Source organism: Alteromonas sp. KS69, from assembly GCF_003989595.1.
Taxonomy (GTDB): Bacteria; Pseudomonadota; Gammaproteobacteria; order Enterobacterales; family Alteromonadaceae; genus Alteromonas; species Alteromonas naphthalenivorans.
Genome location: NZ_PYHU01000013.1, coordinates 1 through 20,867, shown reverse-complemented (window position 1 = coordinate 20,867; position 20,867 = coordinate 1). Strand labels below are relative to the sequence as shown.

The window sequence follows — 20,867 nt, the reverse complement described above, 5'->3', positions numbered from 1 at the left end:
AGCCATTATGCTCGTAAGCTTAGGCTTGTGCTTCAAGCATCGGCTTTAAGAAGCGGCCGGTATGAGACACTGTAGATTCAGCCACCAACTCAGGCGTACCTTCAGCAATAATTTGACCACCGCCTGAACCACCTTCTGGGCCCAAATCGATGATCCAGTCGGCAGTTTTGACCACATCAAGGTTGTGCTCAATAACCACCACTGTATTGCCATGGTCACGGAGGCGATGCAGTACGGCGAGTAACTGTTTAATATCGTGGAAGTGAAGCCCAGTGGTGGGTTCATCCAAAATATACAGCGTTTGGCCGGTATCGCGTTTAGATAATTCTTTGGCTAACTTAACTCGCTGTGCTTCACCGCCAGATAACGTTGTGGCTGCTTGCCCTAAACGAATATAGGCCAAGCCTACTTCTTTCAACGTTTGCAATTTACGGGCAATGGCAGGAATGGGGTCGAAGAAATCTCGAGCATCTTCTACCGTCATTTCTAGCACTTCGTGAATGTTTTTGTCTTTGTATTTCACTTCCAAAGTTTCACGGTTGTAGCGCTTGCCCTGGCACACGTCACACGGTACGTACACATCAGGCAAGAAGTGCATTTCTACTTTAATTACACCGTCGCCCTGACACGCTTCACAGCGACCCCCTTTCACGTTAAAGCTAAACCGACCTGGCTTGTACCCGCGAGAGCGCGCTTCCTGCGTTCCGGCGAATATTTCACGAATAGGCGTGAAAATTCCAGCGTAAGTTGCAGGGTTAGAACGGGGCGTTCTGCCAATAGGGCTTTGGTCAATATCGACCACTTTATCGAGCTGATCTAACCCCGTCATTGAGGTATAAGGCGCAGGCTCTGAAGTGGTGGCTTTGTTTAATTCGCAGTGGGCGATTTTATAAAAAGTATCGTTAATCAGGGTAGATTTACCTGAACCAGAAACCCCGGTTACGCAGGTCATCACGCCCATAGGCACTCGCAAGTCTACCGACTTCAAGTTATTGCCAGTGGCCCCTTTTAATTCCAACCATTTATCATCTTTAATGGGTGTGCGAACTTCAGGGATAACTATTTTTTCACGACCAGATAGGTATTTACCAGTAAGTGAGTCTTCACTTGCTAGAATGTCTTCAAGCTGACCTTCAGCAATAATCTCGCCGCCATGTACACCGGCTCCAGGGCCAATATCCACAATATAATCGGCTTCACGAATGGCGTCTTCGTCGTGCTCTACCACTAATACCGTGTTACCTAAATCACGCAAGTGTCTTAGGGTTTTCAATAAGCGTTCGTTATCTCGTTGGTGAAGCCCAATCGAGGGTTCATCAAGAACATACATTACGCCAACTAGCCCAGCACCAATTTGGCTAGCAAGGCGAATACGCTGTGCTTCACCGCCTGACAAAGTATCGGCGCTGCGCGAAAGGGATAAGTAGTTCAAGCCAACGTTAACCAAAAAGCGTAAACGATCGAGAATTTCTTTTAGAATTTTCTCTGCAATTTGCGCTCTCTGGCCTGTTAGCGATAAATTTTCGAAAAAGTCGTATGCATCGGCAATTGATTTATCAGCAATAGTGGGCAGTGTCGTGTCTTCAATAAAGACATTACGGGCTTCTACACGCAGACGTGTGCCGTTACAGCTGCTACAGTGCTGTTGGCTTAAGTATTTAGCCAGCTCTTCACGCACCGCGTTAGACTCAGTTTCCCGATAGCGGCGCTCCATGTTCGGAATAATGCCTTCAAACGGGTGCTTACGCTCCATCACATCGCCGCGTTCGTTAATGTATTTAAACGCTAACGACTTACCTTTAGAACCATACAACACAATGTCTTTGTGCTTTTCGTCTAACTCGCCAAAGGGGCCAGTAAGGTCGAATTCATAGTGGTCGGCAACCGATTGCAACATTTGGAAATAGTAATAGCTACGTTTGTCCCAACCACGAACCGCGCCGCCTGCAAGGCTTAACTCGTCGTTACCCACCACACGTGTTGGGTCGAAAAACTGTCTTGTGCCTAAACCATCACAGGTTGGGCACGCTCCAGCAGGGTTGTTGAACGAGAACAATCTAGGCTCTAATTCACTAATACTGTAACCACAGTGCGGGCAGGCGAAGTTAGCTGAAAATACAATTTCTTCAGCATCGCTGTTGTCCATGTCGGCTACAAGCGCATTCCCGCCAGCCAACGCTAATGCGGTTTCAAACGATTCTGATAAGCGTAGCGCTAGGTCGTCACGCACTTTAAAGCGGTCCACTACCACTTCGATAGTATGCTTTTTGTGTAAGTCTAATGGCGGTGGATCGGACAGGTCACATACATCGCCATCTATTCGTGCACGAATAAAACCTTGGGCAGACAAATTCTGCAGGGTTTTTAAATGTTCACCTTTACGTTCTTTCACGATAGGCGCCAGCAGCATTAATTTGCTGCTTTCTGGCATTGCCAGCACCTTATCTACCATTTGGCTCACGGTTTGTGCGTCTAGCGGCACATCGTGGTCAGGGCATCGTGGCGTGCCAACACGGGCGAACATTAAACGAAGGTAATCGTAAATCTCAGTAATAGTCCCCACGGTTGAACGTGGGTTATGTGACGTTGACTTTTGCTCAATGGATATAGCCGGTGACAAACCCTCTATATGATCAACATCAGGTTTTTCCATCATAGATAAAAACTGACGAGCATACGCAGACAACGATTCAACGTAACGACGTTGACCTTCTGCGTATAGGGTGTCGAATGCTAAAGACGATTTACCTGAGCCTGACAGCCCAGTTATCACTACCAGCTTGTCTCGTGGCAGTGTTAAATCGATATTTTTCAAATTGTGGGTGCGGGCACCGCGTATCTCGATTTTATCCATTGAAGCCTAAGTGCGAAAAAAAGAATCAGTATGCCATAGTCGTCAAGCAAATTGATATTGCATTGCATGATCAAGTTATACTGATTGGCTATCAATGAGATCAACTTAAGATTACATTAATCGATTATTGTGAACGTGGGCAGCTTATCAATATATGCTACACTTCGCGCCCACACTATCTGTCAGACTGATTTAGAGGAACGGTACAGCTTTGAACGCTTTGGAATTGCGCGCCTCGCTAGCGCTAGCATCGGTTTATGTATTACGCATGCTGGGATTATTTATGGTGATGCCGGTATTAGCCGTCGCTGCTATGGATTATTCAGACTACTCACCTTTAATGGTGGGGTTAGCGGTGGGTGGATACGGTTTAACACAGGCTGCTTTGCAAATTCCAATGGGGATGATGTCTGACAAATGGGGGCGCAAGCCGGTCATTTTGTTCGGCTTGGCTGTATTTGCGTTCGGGAGTTTCGTGGCGGCCAACGCCGACACTATGGCATGGCTTATTGTAGGTCGAATATTACAAGGAGCAGGCGCCATCGCCGGTGCGATTATGGCATTAGCCACTGACGTTAGCCGTGAAAGCCAAAGGGCAAAAGTACTGGCAGTCATCGGCATTGCTATTGGTTTTTCTTTTTACATGGCTGTGTTGTTAGGGCCACTCATTGCGAATAATTGGGGCTTGGCGGGTATTTTCGCTATTACCGGTGTGTTAGCTATTGTTTGTATGCCTCTAGTGCAATGGGTTGTGCCAAACGGTGAAATACTCAGTAGCGGCGATACGCTACCGCAAAAAGGTCAACTTAAACGCTTGGTGTTCTCTTCACAGCTTTGGCGCTTGAACGTCAGTGTGCTTATTTTGCACATGCTTATCACTTTGTTATTTGTACAACTGCCCTTAACGTTACTGCATTTCGATATGGCCCTTGATACCCATTGGACCGTGTATTTACCGGTATTAGGTATTTCCGTGGTGGGGCTAGTCATAATGATGGGGATGGCCCGGGGGCGCACACCGAAATCCTTTCTATTTTTCGCCGTGGTGCTGATGGGCAGCGCGTTTGCAGCCCTTGCCATGAAAGACCATAGCTGGTGGGTAACTACGGCAGCTGTTGTACTGTTTTTCACTGGTTTTAACTATTTAGAAGCCAACTTTCCCTCTCTTGTTTCGAGTATTGCGCCAGCAGGTCAAAAAGGCACTGCCATGGGAATTTATGCTAGTTTCCAGTTCTTCGGCGCATTCTTAGGTGGCATGTTATCTGGCTTTGTGACCGATATTTGGACGCCTGATATCGCCTATATGGTTGGGGCGTTAAGCACATTGGTTTGGCTGTATATTATTTGGGGGCTAAAGGAAGTAAGCCGCGTTAAGCGTGTCATGATGAACGGTAGCTTTACTGAACATCAGCAAGACGCGTTAGAGAAAAATATTGCTTTGGTTCCAGGTGTTTTAGAGGTGACTTTAAATAGTCAAAATGGCACGGTATATTTAAAAGTAAATAGAGATTTCGATGCTACCCAAGCGAGAGCGGTAATTGATAGCGCTTAGTAGAAAACACATTGGCTTTCATTGCCTAGAATAACGAACGTAGGAGTGCGACCGTGATAGATTTATCGTCTTTTAAAGGCATTATATTTGATATGGATGGCACCTTAGTCGATTCAATGGGTAGGCATATCAATGCGTGGCAAGTGACTTGTGAAGTATTCGGCTACCCTTTTGATGCCGATTACATCCACAGTTTAGGCGGCGTACCAACACTCGAGACCGTCGAGATGTTGAATGCTAAATACAATATACAAAACGATGTCGAAGAAGTGGCAGGTTTTAAAAAGCGTGCCTCAGAAAAGTTACCTGATATCCCTATGTTAATTCCAGATACCCTCGCCGTATTTAATCATTACATTAAAAGTCATCCAATTTCTGTGGGCACCGGCTCTGACAGACAACATGCTGAGTGGTTATTAAGCCATCATAATATTATTGATCAATTGAAAGTATTGGTCACCGCCGATGATGTCAAAAACGGCAAACCCCACCCAGAAACCTTCCTAATGGCTGCAGAAGCAATGCATGTTGCGCCAGAAGATTGTGTAGTATTTGAAGATACTGAAATGGGTCAACGGGCAGCGCTAGATGCAGGGATGACATGTGTTATGGTAAAAGACGGTAAGATAGTAAATTCATTGGTATAACCAAACACGTAGCCAACAAGGATTGTGATATGACATTTTCAAAAATATTCACTGTGGCTGTTATGTCATTAGGCTTGATCGCCTGCGCGATTAATGTAACCCCAAGCGCTTTTTTTCATCAAGACAACCAAATAAAACCACTGACTACCACAAAGTTACATGCCGCCATCGAGCAAGACCAAACTTCGGCTGGGATTACTCGCGTAGAAATTGATAATGATCAAGGCCTCACCTTAAGGGGGGTAGCGGTGTCGTATGCTGAGCCTGTAGTGAATATTGTTTTTTACGCCGATAACCGTATGCCGGTGAGTGAAAACAACAGCGTATTGCATCGCTTAGGCAAGATTCCAGCGAATATTCTTTGGATGGATTATCAAGGTGTGGGTGCCAGTGATAAATCTGAAAAGCTTAGCATTAATGCAATTAAAGCCGACGCATTGACCGTATTCGATTACGCCGAGGGTATTTTCGATAAGTCACTACCCACTATTGTGCATGGCCGAGGCGTAGGCAGTTATTTTGCTAGCTATGTGGCGGCCAACAAACCTATTGGCGGGCTAGTGCTCGATGGGGCGTTTAACGACATATCCGATCTTATTGCCAATATGGTGCCCGGGTTTTCTAATTCACTAACCAGCATGAAACTTCACCCTGAAGTACACCTAATGCAAATAGCGCCTATTTTGCGACATTACGAAGGCCCACTTTGGTTATTGGTAGGCGAGAAAGACGTCATCACCCCATTTGAAATCAGCAAGCAGTTATTAGCGACTGCCGCGAGTGATGCAAAGTACATTAGCGTGGTACCCGGGGCTACCCATAACGCCACACTGAAACACGACTTCGCGATAGAAGAATATCAAAGGTTCATCAGCCATATAAGCCCGTAGAATCAAGGTTTATCACACTTTCAGACCTGTGGATAAAGTGTGGATCAAGTTGTTGGTAACTCCCTAAGTTTATAAATCTACGACAAGATCGTGATATTCCTAGACTAACTGGTCAGATCACGTTAGCTCAATTAAATCAAGGGCTGTAGCAAGTTTATTTTAGATCGGTTGATAAGTAGATCTTTAGCGGTGTAAGGATCGCTAGTAGCAGGGGATTGGGGATAAATATTTTCGTTAACAGATCAAGCTCAGTAAGTTGTCAAGATCTATCATCCATGAAATTTTCTAACAGGTAGTGTCTTACCTTCATAATTTTTACCTATTTATAAAGGTAAGAACCTAACCACATACAAAGTCAAGAAAACAGCGTGCTAGACCCGTACAACCGAGTCACGTTTAACGATAGTGGGCGTGTATTTAAAGGTTAGGCCTTCTTCAGGTTTTGCCCCTGCAGCGTATTTCAATGCAAGTTCTGCCGCTTTTGCTGCCATCATTTCTATGGGGTAACGTAAGGTTGTCAATTTAGGGCGACAATATTTAGCTAACAACACATCATCATAGCCCATCACCGACACTTGCTCGGGTACGGCAATGCCATGGTCTTGTAACATGGTCATTGCCCCAGAGGCCATTGCATCGTTATAGGCAAGCACCGCAGTAAATTCAGCGCCAGTAGCGAGTAAGTTCTGTATGGCTAATTCACCACCTTCTTGATCTGGGGTCGCATACTCAATCATGCTTTCAGGTAAGGAAAGCTTGGCTGCTTCGACAGCGTTTACGATGCCTTCTAATCTGTGGTTAGGATCATCAATACGATATTGGCTACTTATTACCGCCAGCTTTTTATGACCTTGATTGATAGCATGTTCAGCCATCAAGCGCCCGCCGGTGACGTTATCTAACCAAACACAACGATTAGCAATTTCAGGAATGTAGCGGTTAATTAATACAAAACCTGGTACTTGTTTAGCAAAGTCGATAAGGGTTTTGTCATCTAAAGCTTTACTGTGAACCACCATGGCTTCTACGCGGTGTTCTAGTAGAATTTCGATAGCTCGTAATTCGGTTTCTTTTTCTATCGAGCCCGCACTTAATAGAATTTGAACGTTATTCTTACGAGTGACGGTTTCAACGCCATGGGCAAGCATAGCGAAGAAAGGGTCATGAAGTTCAGCTAACACTACACCTAGCGATGCACTTCGCTTAGTCACCAAAGCTCTGGCGTTTGCGTTGGGTCTATAACCCATTTCTTCCATGATGAGTTTTACCCGCTGGCGGGTATCTTTGCCAACTTTAGGGCCGTTATTTATAACGCGTGAAACGGTTGCAAGCGATACACCTGCAGCCTGAGCAATGTCTTTAATCGTAGCCATACAGATAAATTAGCAATTAATATTTAGGTTATAGAAGTGAAGACTCGCAGTTTAGGTAGGCCAGTAAGCATTTTTGCTACTCAATTTAGCCGTATTGGCTGCAACTATCCTCTGTTATGGCATACAGCGTACAGTATATTTACAAAAAAACATAAAAATGTTCTACCAAATAGCACTATAAACAGAATAAGAAAACGTATACCCTCCATGCTGTTGAGGTCGTGCCAGCCTATTAATTAAAAATGGTAATCTTCATTTCTTGCAAAAAAGGTTAATGCATTGTTATGAAAGTTGAAGCGTCTGATTTTGGTGTCGTTGATGGTGAGAATGTCACCCTTTACACGTTAAGTAATTCACAGGGTATGCAGGCAAAAATTTTGAATTATGGCGGCATAATTCACGAATTAAATGTGCCAGATGACCAAGGTAAGCTTCATGCTTGCGTGCAGTCTTATTCAACCATTGATGGCTATGTGGACGACCCCAGTTATAGAAATGCAATAGTCGGGCGTTTTGCCAACCGTATTGGGCATGGAACGTTCACGTTAGAAGGTACGGAGTATCATCTAGATAAAAATGGCGGTGAACATAACTTGCACGGCGGCATTCCTGGTTTCCATAAAAAGATGTGGAAGGCTAAAGCAGAAACGCATGCTGACAGTGTTTCGTTGTCTTTAAGCTTAAGTAGCCCCGATGGCGAGGGAGGTTTTCCTGGCAACGTAAACGTTGAGGCTATTTATACCTTAGATGATGCTAATACGTTATCGTTGTCATTAAATGCTACCACAGACAAAGCGACCCCTTTCAGTCTCACCCAACATGCTTATTTTACGTTAAGTAAAGATAAGACAGTGGGAAGCACCTTCGTGCAAATTGACGCAAAGAAAGTTACCGATGCAGACAATACCTTGTTGCCAACAGGCAGCCTTGTAGAGGTTACAGACACGCCGTTCGACTTTAGTGAACTAACGCGGGTGAACGAAAACAGTGTGAAATCACATGATTTGTATAATCTAGTGGGTGGGTACGATCATAACTTCGTATTAAATGAATCGGTTGCTGGAAAACCTCAGGCCCAAGTTTTTGCTGAAGATACACACCTACAAATGGATTTATATACCGACTTACCGGGTATTCAGTTTTACACTGGAAGTCTACAAACTGACAGTCAGCTTGGCGCATTATGTTTAGAGCCTCAGCACTTCCCCGATGCACCGAATAAGCCACAGTTTCCTGATTGCATTATTTATCCCGATAAACCTTTTACCGCTGAAATTCGGTATCAATTTAAGCTGATTTAAACGAATAGAGAGTACACTTTAATTGTTAATTTATTTAACAATGTATTATCTTTATTCGATAATTGATAATCGCGAGCCCTTAATATATCATTGAGGGTAAACGTTTAACCTTTTGGTTTGATTACACCCATTCACACAAAATTTGTTTGGTGACGGTGTGGCAAAATTTCAACGAAAGCCAAATAAATAGTGAGAGAAATTATGGGAAAGCCCTTCGACCCAACTGACGACCCACATCGCCGTTATAACCCACTACTAGGTGAATGGGTTTTAGTGTCGCCACATCGCGCTAAGCGCCCTTGGCAAGGACAATCTGAAGAGCCTTCGAACGAGCAAAAGCCCTCATACGATCCCACTTGCTACTTATGCCCAGGAAATACGCGGGTAAACGGTGAAGTGAACCCAAGCTACACGGGCACATTCGTTTTTGAAAATGACTTTGCCGCATTGAAAAAAGATACAGAACAAGCCAGTGAAAAAAGTGGGTTGTTCCAGTTTGAAACCGAGCAAGGTTGCAGCCGTGTTATCTGCTTCTCTCCCGATCACAGCAAAACGTTGCCGGAGCTTACCGACGATGAACGTGCCGATGTGGTGAATTGTTGGAAAGCACAAACCAAAGAACTGGGCGAAGAGTTTACCTGGGTTCAGGTTTTTGAAAATAAGGGCTCTGCAATGGGGTGTTCAAACCCGCATCCTCACGGGCAAGTTTGGGCGCAGCAGCATTTACCTTCAGACCCAGCTAAAAAGCTGGTTCAACTAGGTCAATACTATGCAGAAAACCAACGCCCTATGTTGCTCGATTACGCCGAACAAGAAGTGGAAAAGCAAGAGCGAGTAGTTTGTCAAAACGATGACTGGGTTGTAGTAGTACCATACTGGGCAGCTTGGCCTTTTGAAACCTTATTGCTTCCGCGCTTTAACGTACAGTCATTAGATAAAATAACCGATGCGCAATCTTACTCGTTGGCGCAAATTATTGGTGATATTACCAGTCGCTACGACAATTTATTTGAAACATCATTCCCTTATTCAATGGGCTGGCATAGTGCGCCGTTCGATAACGAAACGCACCCAGAATGGACTGTACACGCCCATTTCTTCCCGCCACTTTTACGCTCAGCAAGTGTACGTAAATTTATGGTTGGCTACGAAATGATGGCTGAAGCTCAGCGCGATCTTACGCCCGAGCAAGCTGCAGACCGATTAAAAGCACTGCCTGTAGTGCACTATAAGAAACGCGAGAACACCAATGGATAACCAGTTACTTTCATCAGAATTTACACGTTGTTTCGGCACAGAGCCTACGCTTATTGCCCACGCGCCAGGTCGAGTGAACCTAATCGGTGAGCATACCGACTACAACGAAGGATTTGTGTTTCCAGCCGCCATTAACTTTGGTACGTGGGTTGCTGCATCCAAACGTGATGACAACGATATTGTAGTGACAGCGCTTGATTATGAAAATCAGCAAAATCAGTTTTCACTTAACGATATTCAGTATGACGACAATCAAGGCTGGGCGAATTATGTGCGTGGCGTAGTTAAAGTGCTTAAGGATGCCTTACCTGATTTTTCTGGTGCTAATCTTGTTGTTACAGGCAACGTGCCACAAGGCGCGGGTTTAAGCTCATCTGCTTCTTTTGAAATCGCTATTTTGAAAGCCCTTAGCGCACTATATGAATTACCGCTAGACGGTGTTCAAGCGGCCTTACTTGGTCAGAAAGCTGAAAACACCTTTGTGGGTTGTTCGTGCGGCATTATGGATCAATTGGTATCGGCAATGGGGCACGAAGGAAGTGCAATGTTGCTTGATTGCCAATCACTGGCGATTGAACATTCTCCACTGCCATCATCACATCAGATTGTGATCATTAACTCAAATGTAAAACGCGGTTTGGTAGACAGCGAATACAATTTGCGTCGTGAACAGTGTGAGCAAGGCGCGTCGTTATTAAGCGTTCCGTCGTTACGTGAAGCAACGATAGAAATGCTGGAAACCGCTAAGCCCCATATGCCTGAAGTGGTTTATCGCCGGGCCCGTCATATTATTACTGAAAATGCGCGTACATTAAGTGCAAGTGAAGCGTTGAAGGTAGGTGATATCACTACGGTGAGTGAGGCGATGGCAGAGTCGCATGTTTCTATGCGCGACGACTTTGAAATTACCGTACCGCCCATTGACTACCTTGTTGAAATTATTGGTGAAGTATTAGGTGAAACCGGTGGCGTTCGCATGACGGGCGGTGGTTTTGGTGGCTGCGTCGTGGCGTTAGTTCCAACTGATTCTGTCGATGCGGTTAAGCAAGTGGTTGCTGATAAGTACTTTGACGAGACTGGCTACAAAGCTGATATATATGTATGCACTGCCACTCAAGGTGCATTTGCTTAAACATTATATGTAATACACAAGATTCCCGTTAACAATTAATTGTGCCCCTTGCGTTGTTTTGAATTTCAAAACAACGCTTTTTTTTGCCTTAAATTTACAATTCTTGTTCATCTAAGTTAATGAAATGTGATATTAATGATGCGCTTTTGGGCAAAGTCATAAAGAAAGTCATGGTGTGGACTTTAACTTTTACAATAATAATAAAACCAATAGCCTTCATCGACCCTGCATCGAGAAAATTCGCACCGCAAAACTAAAATAATCGTTGGGAAAAACTATGAAATTAGCATCGTTAGATATCACAGTGTTTGTGATCTATGTGGTGGCGCTTATCGGCATCGCATGGTGGGTATCAAGGGAAAAGCAGGGACACGAAAAAGATACGAACGACTACTTCTTAGCAGGCTCTAGCTTGCCGTGGTGGGCAATAGGGGCCTCGCTGATTGCAGCAAATATATCGGCAGAACAAATTATTGGTATGTCAGGCTCTGGCTATCAACTAGGTTTAGCTATCGCTTCTTATGAGTGGATGGCAGCTATTACACTTATCATTGTGGGGAAATACTTTTTACCTATTTTTTTAAAGCACAAAATATATACCATGCCGCAGTTCTTAGAGCAGCGTTACGACCATCGAGTGCGTAAAGTCATGGCAGTATTTTGGTTGGGTGTTTACGTATTTGTAAACTTAACCGCGGTATTGTGGTTAGGCGCTTTAGCCATTAACACCATTGCTGGTGTGGATATGGTTTACGGCATGATATTCCTAGGTGCTTTCTCGCTGGCTTATTCATTATACGGCGGGCTAAAAGCTGTGGCACTTACCGACATTATTCAAGTGGTATTGTTAATATTCGGCGGCCTGTTTTTGTCTTACACCGCGCTTAATTTAATCAGTGGCGGTAATGGCCCCATTCAAGGTTTTATCGACCTTAGCAACCAGTTACCTGAAAAATTCGATATGATTTTATCGAAAGATAATCCGCATTATATGGACTTGCCGGGCATTTCCGTACTCATTGGCGGTATGTGGATAATGAACCTCTCATATTGGGGCTTTAACCAATACATTATTCAGCGCACATTGGCGGCGAAAAGCCTACAAGAAGCCCAAAAAGGGATAGCGTTTGCGGCATTCCTTAAACTGTTAATGCCACTGATTGTAGTGTTACCAGGCATTGCGGCAGTGCTATTAGTGCCGGAGCTTTCAAAGCCTGATCAAGCCTACCCATCACTTATGAGCATGATGCCAGTAGGGTTGAAAGGGGTTATTTTTGCCGCGTTAGTAGCAGCTATTGTGTCGTCGTTAGCCTCGATGACCAACAGTGTATCGACCATTTTCACTATGGATTTATACAAAGACAAACGCCCAAATGAAAGCCAACATCACTATGTGAAAGTAGGGCGTATAGTGAGCTTTGTCTCACTGATTATTGCCATGATCACGGCCAAACCATTGTTGGGTAATTTCGACCAAGCCTTTCAATATATCCAAGAGTTTACAGGCTTCTTTACGCCAGGTATTTGCGCCTTGTTTGTATTGGGCATGTTCTGGAAGAAGACCACTGCAACCGGTGGACTGTGTGCGGCACTAGGTTCCTTTGTACTTAGTATTGTATTCCGTCAATTCTGGCCTGAACTGCCGTTTATCGACCGCGTTGGAATTGTGTTCTTACTTTGTGTTTCTGTGGCTATTATCGTGTCGCTTGCAGAGAAAAAAGGTGTACATGAAAATGCGGTAGATTTAGATGAGGTCGAATTCGCTACAACGAAAGGGTTTAATATTGCCGCGTTCGCCGTAGTGTGTTTGCTTATCGCCTTCTACGGCGCTTGGTGGTAAAGCGCTGCTGACAATAAAGAGCCGGTGGAGTTAGAAAGTAAATGGTAATGGTTTGGGCGCTTAAGCTATCAAGCGCCCGATAAAACCATGCGAAAGTTCAGCCGACAAGCGATGAATATTTTGATAGCGTTCAAATTTGAAAGCACACGGGAGAGAAAAAACTTAATTTCTCCCGTTCAAAATAAGATATACTAACCGGCTAATATCGATGAAACTTTCGCACTTGTTGTTGTCACAAAGTGATAGAGCAGCAAGGCACTAAATACGTTACAGGAGACACCAATGGCAACGAAAGGCGTTAACAAGGTCATACTTGTGGGAAATCTAGGTAATGATCCTGAAGTACGATACATGCCTAACGGTAACGCCGTTGCGAACCTAAGCTTGGCTACCAGCGAAAGCTGGAAAGATCCGCAAGGCCAAATGCAGGAACGCACTGAGTGGCACCGCCTTACTATGTACCGTCGCTTAGCAGAAATTGCCGGAGAATACCTGAAAAAGGGTTCTCAAATTTACGTTGAAGGTAAATTGCAAACGCGTAAGTGGCAAGATCAGTCAGGCCAAGACCGTTACACTACAGAAATCATTGTAGACCAAATGCAAATGCTTGGTGGTCGCGGTGGTGAAGGTGGCGGTGGTAATGCGGGTGGCGGTTATCAACGCCCTCAGAATAACCAGCAAGGTGGATACCAGCAACAAGGTGGTCAAAGCCAAGGCGGTTATCAGCAACAAGGCGGCCAAAATCAAGGTGGTCAAAACCAGGGCGGCTATCAACAGCCAGCACCTAACCAAGGTGGCGGTCAGTCACAGCCTAAGCAGCCTCCAATGGCTGAGCCAGACTTTGATTTTGATGACGACATTCCGTTCTAGGTTCTGATAAAGCTTTTTTGTAAATCAAAAAAATAGATACTAAGCCCTTATATTAAGGGCTTTTTTTTGTTCAAAATTAATTGATTAGTAGCTAATTAGCTCGTTGTGAAGCGCGATATGTATCAGACAAATTTAAAGGGGCACTGATATAAGAAATCTCTTATCGACAATTAACGCAAGATACGGCAGCATAACTTAAAAAATAAACAGTTGAACGCACGCGTTTGGTTGGAATTTGTATCAACAAGGAAGAATGGGATGGCAGTATATATCCGAGTGTTCGTTATCTTTTTGAGTTTCTTATCGATAACTAACGCAAGTGCAGAAACGACGAGTATAGGTCCCGATGCCGAGACTTTATTAGCACTCAAAACGGACGCTACAGAATATGCAGACAGGGGGGCGGTAATACTCAGTCGCAGAACCGAAATTACGGTCGACGAGCAACGTTTAGAGTCCACCAAATATTACCGTGCTATCTATATTGCAAGCGAAGAGGCGGTATCTGACTATTCAAAATTGGTTAACTCGTTCAATGCTTATTATCACACTAGCAGTATCGATTTTGCTCGGGTAATTGCTGCCGACGGTCAAATTTTCAATATGCAAGATGATGCTATCTCTGAAGTGTCGGCTAATAATGACGATTACCTTGATGATATGAAGCGTATTGAGTTCGCTGTGCCTCAGTTAAAAGTCGGTAATATTATCGAGTACCAAATTAACGAAAAGCAGACGAAAGCGATTATCGATGGTGAATGGTTCACAGGCATTCGCTTTAATCACGTAAAGTTTTTACCGCTGAAAAACTGGGTGAGAATCGATCCTATTCTGTCCTCGTTAACCACACTCACTATTCCAAACACCGTTGATTTATATATCGAAAATCGAAACACGGATTTGTCTCCGCTTGTGACGAAAAGTGGAAGCACAACGCAATACGTGTGGAAAATGGATAAGCTAGAAGGCATAGAAATTGAGTCTGGCATGCCGCCTATCGATGAAACCTTACCTCTTGTTTACGTCTCTACGATGAACAATTGGAAAACAGTAGATGATTGGTACTGGGACTTATTCAAGCCAAGCTTGATGCCAGCAGATAAAGTTACCGCGTTAGCGAATGAACTGTTTAGTGAGCAGGACACCCAGACCGATAAAGTAAAAGCGGTGTTTGATTACATGCAAAAAAATGTTCGTTATATAGGTGCACATGTTAATCGTGGGGGCTATCAGCCTCATACTGCGCAAGAAGTGCTGCAGAACGCCTATGGTGACTGTAAAGACCAAACAACTCTTATTGTGGCGCTACTCAACGAAGCCGGTATAAAAGCATCACCAGCACTCGTAAATACCTACAATGGAAGTGTTGTATTTGACGATTTACCAGCACTTAACTTTAACCATATGATCACTTACGTTACCACGGATGAAGGTAGTTATTGGCTAGATACCAGTGGCCAAACGGGCACTTTCCCGGGGTTAAGTGCCATGCTTGGGGGCAAACGTACATTTGTGGTAACGGGCAGCGCGGGTGAACTAGTAGAGGTTCCCCATGTTCAACCTGAAGAGAATGTGGCAAAAGTGGCGGTTGATTATTCGCTGAATGATTCTGCATTAGACGCATCAGTAAAGATGAGTTTTGACGGTCAGGTAGAAACGAACCTTCGTAGTTACTATCAATTTTCGCCAGAAAAGCGCGCTGTAGTAGAGCAACTTCTGTCGCCATTTGTTCACGATAATCGAGTAACGTCGTTTACCGCAACGGATCCCGCAGACTCGGCTACACCTTTTGAAATAGAGGGAGATTTTGTAGATTTACTCTCTATTACTGAAGACATTTCTCGTTTTCATTACAGCATGAATTATGCGCAAATTTTAAAAGTCTTTACCGGTTTTTCCATCATGGAACCTGTATCTGAGCGCGACCAAGACCTTTATATACAAATACCCATTACGGTAGAACTTTCTATTACTTATCCAGCCCCTTGGTCAGATGCAGAACTAGTGCAAAATGGGCCTGCCAGTAATTATCAAAACCCATTTTTTGAAATTACACATACTGCGCAGCCTAGTGACAACGAGGTAACAAGTACCTCAAAGTTTGTACTGTATGCGCAAACCATACCGGTTGAAGAATATGCGGCCTTTTTTAATGCTATTGATGCCTTTCAAAAAGGCAGCGAGAGTATGTTCGTCTATGACAAGGTGGTGGCAACATCACCGCAAAGCCACGAAGCGTTATCGATAGAAGAGCAAATAGCGCACTCGCGAGCCTTACTTGATAGTGGGCGCTTTGACGAGGCGTTGGAATATGTTACCGAACTTGCTAATGGCAACAAAGATAATGGGGAAGTGCAGTTTTTACTGGGTATTGTGCATGGTTTTAATGGCAAAGACGCGCTGTCTGAAGCGGCGTTCGAGCGTGCTGAATCGCTTGGCTATCAGTATTAGTACATAAAGGATTATTAGATGATGTTTTACCGAATTGTACTACTTGCTGGTGCGATATTACTGAGCGGCTGTGAGTCTACTTCAACCCAAAATGTAAATGCCTCGTCTGAACTCGTTGGTTTAGAGCAGCAGGTTAAGAATTATCCTAACGATTCGCAGGCATTGCGCAATTTAGTTGAGTACCAGCTAAAGGCGTTTGAGCGAGAGCCGGATTATGACTTATTGAATAAGCTGCAAAGCAATTTGCAACAAGGCATAAAACAAGCGCCTAACGATCGGTATTTTGCTTTTCACTATTACCGGTTGAATTTGCAATTAGCATTTGTAGAGCAAGAATACGACGAACAAAAGTGGCAAGGTTTTTATAATCAGCACCCGTTTTTGAGTACGTTAGATATTGCACCGCCGGTGTATGTCTCTTACTTACTCGAGCAACCCCAAGACGAAAAAATGTTAGCGGCGTTAAAACAAACGGTTCGTGACAATCCATTTTTTATGAATGGGGCTTTAGAGTTAGCTTATTATTATTATAATCAGGATCAGGTTGAATTAGCGTTATACATTGTAGAGGCGGCGCGCAAGCGAGATGATAGTAATCCTGATGCAAAGTCGGACTGGGTGCTTTATCAAACGGAATACGCACTTAATAATATGTGTGATACGGGCACTTATAAACCATTAGACGATATCATTACCGAAAGCCGTCTTCTGACGCAGTCTTTTCCTAATGATCCATTTCATTTTAATTTACTCGCGGAATTATTCCGTATTAGTAATAAAACCACGTTGGCCGTCTATACCGCACAAAAAGCGGCTAAATTAGATCCTAGCTATCAGAGTTATTTAAATGAAATGTATTTATGGGATACCAAAATCGATAAAGTCATCGACTATGAGATAACTGATGTTGATAGCAAAGCAGAGATTTTACTTACCCAAATTTACGCAAATATTGCGGCGGGAAATTGGGATAAAGTAGCTAATCTTGCTAGTCGTTATAGTCAAGCTGACGAGGCTCGAATCTATGGGGTACTTTATGGTGCGTATGGCTATAGAATGCAGGGTAATAGCCAAGAAAGTCGTGAGCTATTAAACTTTGCCTCTGAGAAACTTGAATTGGATGATTGGCAAAAAGGGATGCTTAACTTTGCCAAAGGCAGTATTGATGAAACGCAATTGATGGCACTGGCGAGTGATCGCTGCGAACAGTCTGAAGCCCTATTCATTGCAGCGCTAAACCACATAGAAAACGACAACGCTGAACTTGCAGAGACCTACTGGCAGCGTATTTACGAACTTGATATAAGAACGTTTTTCGAATTCGCAGTAGCGAAGAATAAAATTAAAGCTGCAAAAAAGTAGCAGGGCCAGACCTACTCTGCCAAACCTATTCTAATGTAACGGGGTTCCCGTCAGGGTTCCCCATACAGCCTTTTTTCAAATAAAACGGTGAATAACTACCTAAGTGTTTGTTTAAGCCTTAGGGATATATTTTTCAATTAACCTATCAAACGAGCTTTTTTGCAGGGGCTTAATAATGTAACCCTTAGCTCCCTTTTGCATCGCTTTAGTCACCGTGGCTTTATGTTTATCCCCCGACAACATAATAATCGGTGTGTCAGCATTTAGGCTTTGCTCCGAGTTAGCCTGGCCTACAATGTAGATGCCATTAGTGTCTGGTAAATTCACATCCATCAGCACAAGGTCGTACTTTTTGGCGGTCAAAGAAGCGAAGGCTTGCCTGCCTGTGGTAACGGTATCGCAATGCATCTTATATTTATCAATCAATCGCTTAGTTAATTGAAGGCTAATAATGTCATCCTCAACCACAAGAATAGAGGGCACGTCGTTCTTTTTTGCCAGTATTTTTTCAGGGTCGATATCTTGGTTGTATAGTCGGTTAAAGACATAGCCCTTGTCTTTTTCGTCTGCGCTTGTTTCAGTGCTCGCACCTGTCGTTGCTTCTTCAGCGTTAGTATTTGACGTTAATTCTGCGGTTTTTAAATCAAGGGTTTTTTCTAATAAGCTAATTGCCCTTGCTTGCAGTTTAATTAGCTCTGGGCGAATTTGGTCTGACTTTATTTTAGATAGGGTCTCTTGTAACTTGGCAATATCAAGATCTACGGACTGCTCCATTTCTACCCGTGTTACTGCGCGTTCTAATGCGTTTTCAATTTCTACAATAGAGCTTTCAAACTCTAACTGTAATTGATTTTTGTAGTCTAGGCCTTGTTTTAAAGCCTGCTTTATTTTGTCATCAAAATGATCGATTTTGCTAAAGTAGGTTTGTTGAGCCAGCATCTCTTTATCTTGAACATGCACCCCTAGTTCGCTGAATAAATGTTCGCAAATTAATATAATGCGATGTAGTTCATAAACCGGCCGGGCAATCATGTAATCATCGATAATCCCCGCCGCATGGGCTTCATAAGCTTCTCTTTCAAACTGACGAGGTATTAAACTAACTATCTTGTGGTTGCATAGATGGTATGATTTTAGTGCTTCCAGTGTGCGGTAATAAGTAAACAAGCTTTTCTCTAATGAGTCGCCTGTCAGCAAAAGCACTTTGGGCTTAGAATCAATTAATAGCTTGCATAAGTCTCTTAAAGAATCACAGGTAACGTAGTCATCAAAATGCTTCTTAATAACCTCAAGAACGATTTCGTCACTTTGCGGCTCTGTAATGTAGAGTACAATTTGTGCTTCACTGGGTTGAGTCATGATTTTCCAAATACTTCCTTATATGGGTAATGAGTTCTTCAATAGCGAGTTTCATTTCTTCCCAATCTAACAATATGAGTGGTTCTGCGGGAATTTGACGCCCTATATGTTCCACCGTTTCGCACTTCTGGCTTAAATGATAAGCACCAACAATTCTGGCACTACTTTTCAATCTGTGAGCAAACTTCGAGAGGGTTTGCCAGTCTTCAACATCCACTACATCAAGCATAAGAGGCAAGTCTTTACTCAGGCTTTGTTCAAACCCGCATAAATAGTCGTACTCCTCTTGTGGGCTAATATCGCCAACAATTTCGGTGAGTGCTGCAATATCAAAAACACGCGTAGAATCAACCTTACTATTAACCTCACTACTGTCATCAAAAAAGTCCGCTTCAAAGAGGAGATTTTCCGCATCGTGTTCATCTGTGACGGTTTCCACAGAGGAAGTCAGGGCGGATTGTTCGCTGTTAAGACGGCTAATTAAATCTGCTAGGGTTTGCAAGGTTAAGGGCTTCATTAAGATTCTATCGACACCCACCTCGTTACAGTGAGCCTGACACTGCTTAGAATTGTCGGCGGTAAGGATTAGCATGGTAGACTTGGGTCGCTGTTCACTTTCTTCTAAACATCGCAAAATACCAATCAGTTCTCCACCAGTAATGACGGGCATCTGGTAATCGCTAATAACCACATTGAACGGCTGTTGTTCGAAGAAAATAATCGCTTCTTCAGCAGACATTGCAAAGCTTGCTTTAATGTTCAGCGCATCAAACTGTTTTTTGAGCACGTAAATATTATCTGGGTTGTCCTCTACTACTAAAATTCGCAATCGGTCGGAAATGTTTTTGGGTGACATACTTGCAGCAGTAGCCGACAAGGAAGGGCAGTGTGGTGCTGCTAGGCTTAACAATTCGGCTAACTTGAGTGGAGCGAGATGAATTTGCTTAATAGTTAGCTGGGCATGCATATTCACATTATCCACGAGCAGCGCGATTTGATGCACAGGGATAGGAGGCCTGTTATCTTGCAATGCCTGTTCAATATTAATTACTTCGGTTTCACAGCCGCTAGATGCATCCAGTAAGTAGAAGTGGTTTGGCAATGCGTTACTGGGTAAGGCGTCTGTTAAGATGGCCTTAAAGTGGAATCGCTGTGCATAGCGATTGAGGTCGTTAAAAAATACCGCGCTGTTAGTTTCAAAAGTGAACGTGTCTAAATTTGCTGGCGCTAGCTCTATTTCCGGCGCAGAGCAGGCTTCTAATGGTAGTTGCACCACAAAGGTAGAGCCTTTGCCTAGCTCACTGTCTACATAGATACCGCCACCCATTAACTGTACTATTTTCTGACAGATGCTTAACCCAAGTCCGGTGCCACCAAACGTTTTGTGAATATCATCATTAGCTTGGGTGAAGCGATCAAAAATCGTATGTACTTTAGTACTCTCTATCCCAATCCCATTATCAATAACGTTGAAGTGAATGTAGTTGGTTAAATCATCTTGCAATACCTCAAGGCGAAGTGTTGCATTTAGCTTTTGATTAAACTTCAGACCATTGCTAATAAGGTTTGTGAGTACTTGGGTAAGGCGAAGTTCATCTACACTAACAATTCGAGATATGACGGGATCGACAAACAACGTAAGTTCCACATTTTGCTGCTTTGCCTGTCCATAGAAGGTGTTAATTAGCTCTTCACACAGTACTCTCAAATTAACGTCTGACGGCGAGAGCTGTACCATATTGGCATCAAACTTAGTGAAATCTAAAACATCATTGATGAGGCTTAACAGTGAGATAGAGCTTTTAGACACTCTTTTTAATAGCTCATTCCCTTTAAACTCTTCTTGATGCTCGCATAAATCTAGCAGACCTATAATGCCATTTAATGGGGTGCGTATCTCATGACTCATTGCTGCCATGAAGTTGCTTTTTGCATTGCTAAGTGCAGTGGCTTCATTAAGGGGTTCTAGGGATTTTCCC

14 protein-coding genes are annotated in these 20,867 nt (G+C 43.6%); 10 read left to right on the top strand and 4 right to left on the bottom strand.

What is annotated here, in order from left to right; genetic code table 11:
• Positions 1-19: 19 nt before the first annotated feature.
• Positions 20-2,854: an excinuclease ABC subunit UvrA gene (gene uvrA / locus C7Y69_RS10230; protein WP_126872645.1), complete on the bottom strand. Its 2,835-nt coding sequence runs from the start codon at positions 2,852-2,854 to the stop codon at positions 20-22.
• 211 nt (positions 2,855-3,065) lie between these two features.
• Here uvrA and C7Y69_RS10225 point away from each other — a divergent pair, with 211 nt between their 5' ends.
• From C7Y69_RS10225 to C7Y69_RS10215, 3 genes are read left to right on the top strand one after another with little or no spacing between them, the layout of a single operon-like run.
• Positions 3,066-4,406, top strand: a complete 1,341-nt coding sequence (locus C7Y69_RS10225) for an MFS transporter (RefSeq protein WP_126872644.1) — start codon at positions 3,066-3,068, stop codon at positions 4,404-4,406.
• A 53-nt stretch (positions 4,407-4,459) separates the two neighbouring features.
• On the top strand, positions 4,460-5,053 hold the full coding sequence (locus C7Y69_RS10220) for an HAD family hydrolase (RefSeq protein ID WP_126872643.1): 594 nt from the start codon (positions 4,460-4,462) through the stop codon (positions 5,051-5,053).
• Positions 5,054-5,082: 29 nt separating this feature from the next.
• On the top strand, positions 5,083-5,943 hold the full coding sequence (locus tag C7Y69_RS10215) for an alpha/beta hydrolase (protein WP_126872642.1): 861 nt from the start codon (positions 5,083-5,085) through the stop codon (positions 5,941-5,943).
• 371 nt (positions 5,944-6,314) lie between these two features.
• Here C7Y69_RS10215 and C7Y69_RS10210 read toward each other — a convergent pair whose 3' ends face one another.
• Positions 6,315-7,316, bottom strand: a complete 1,002-nt coding sequence (locus C7Y69_RS10210) for a LacI family DNA-binding transcriptional regulator (RefSeq protein ID WP_126872641.1) — start codon at positions 7,314-7,316, stop codon at positions 6,315-6,317.
• A gap of 284 nt (positions 7,317-7,600) precedes the next feature.
• Here C7Y69_RS10210 and C7Y69_RS10205 point away from each other — a divergent pair, with 284 nt between their 5' ends.
• From C7Y69_RS10205 to C7Y69_RS10175, 7 genes are all read left to right on the top strand, one after another.
• On the top strand, positions 7,601-8,617 hold the full coding sequence (locus C7Y69_RS10205) for an aldose epimerase family protein (RefSeq protein ID WP_013785897.1): 1,017 nt from the start codon (positions 7,601-7,603) through the stop codon (positions 8,615-8,617).
• A gap of 201 nt (positions 8,618-8,818) precedes the next feature.
• Positions 8,819-9,874 (top strand): UDP-glucose--hexose-1-phosphate uridylyltransferase, encoded by a 1,056-nt coding sequence (locus tag C7Y69_RS10200; RefSeq protein WP_013785896.1) that lies wholly within the window; start codon positions 8,819-8,821, stop codon positions 9,872-9,874.
• Entirely contained in the window at positions 9,867-11,006 is a 1,140-nt protein-coding gene (gene galK / locus C7Y69_RS10195; RefSeq protein WP_013785895.1) for a galactokinase, read from the top strand. The genes C7Y69_RS10200 and galK overlap by 8 nt, the downstream gene beginning before the upstream one ends.
• 277 nt (positions 11,007-11,283) lie before the next feature.
• A complete protein-coding gene (locus C7Y69_RS10190; RefSeq protein WP_126872640.1) occupies positions 11,284-12,846 on the top strand; it encodes a sodium/sugar symporter in 1,563 nt (520 codons plus the stop codon).
• 282 nt (positions 12,847-13,128) lie between these two features.
• The gene (locus C7Y69_RS10185; protein ID WP_013785892.1) at positions 13,129-13,716 is read left to right on the top strand and encodes a single-stranded DNA-binding protein; all 588 of its coding nucleotides are present in this window, start codon (positions 13,129-13,131) and stop codon (positions 13,714-13,716) included.
• A 258-nt stretch (positions 13,717-13,974) separates the two neighbouring features.
• Complete coding sequence (locus tag C7Y69_RS10180; protein WP_013785891.1) at positions 13,975-16,167, top strand: DUF3857 domain-containing protein; 2,193 nt, start codon at positions 13,975-13,977, stop codon at positions 16,165-16,167.
• An 18-nt stretch (positions 16,168-16,185) separates the two neighbouring features.
• Positions 16,186-17,529, top strand: a complete 1,344-nt coding sequence (locus C7Y69_RS10175; RefSeq protein ID WP_013785890.1) for a tetratricopeptide repeat protein — start codon at positions 16,186-16,188, stop codon at positions 17,527-17,529.
• 111 nt (positions 17,530-17,640) lie between these two features.
• Here the strand turns inward: C7Y69_RS10175 and C7Y69_RS10170 are convergent, their stop codons facing one another.
• Complete coding sequence (locus tag C7Y69_RS10170) at positions 17,641-18,888, bottom strand: response regulator (protein ID WP_013785889.1); 1,248 nt, start codon at positions 18,886-18,888, stop codon at positions 17,641-17,643.
• Positions 18,872-20,867: hybrid sensor histidine kinase/response regulator (locus C7Y69_RS10165; protein ID WP_126872638.1), on the bottom strand; the 1,996-nt coding region annotated here is incomplete at its 5' end. The genes C7Y69_RS10170 and C7Y69_RS10165, both read right to left, overlap by 17 nt.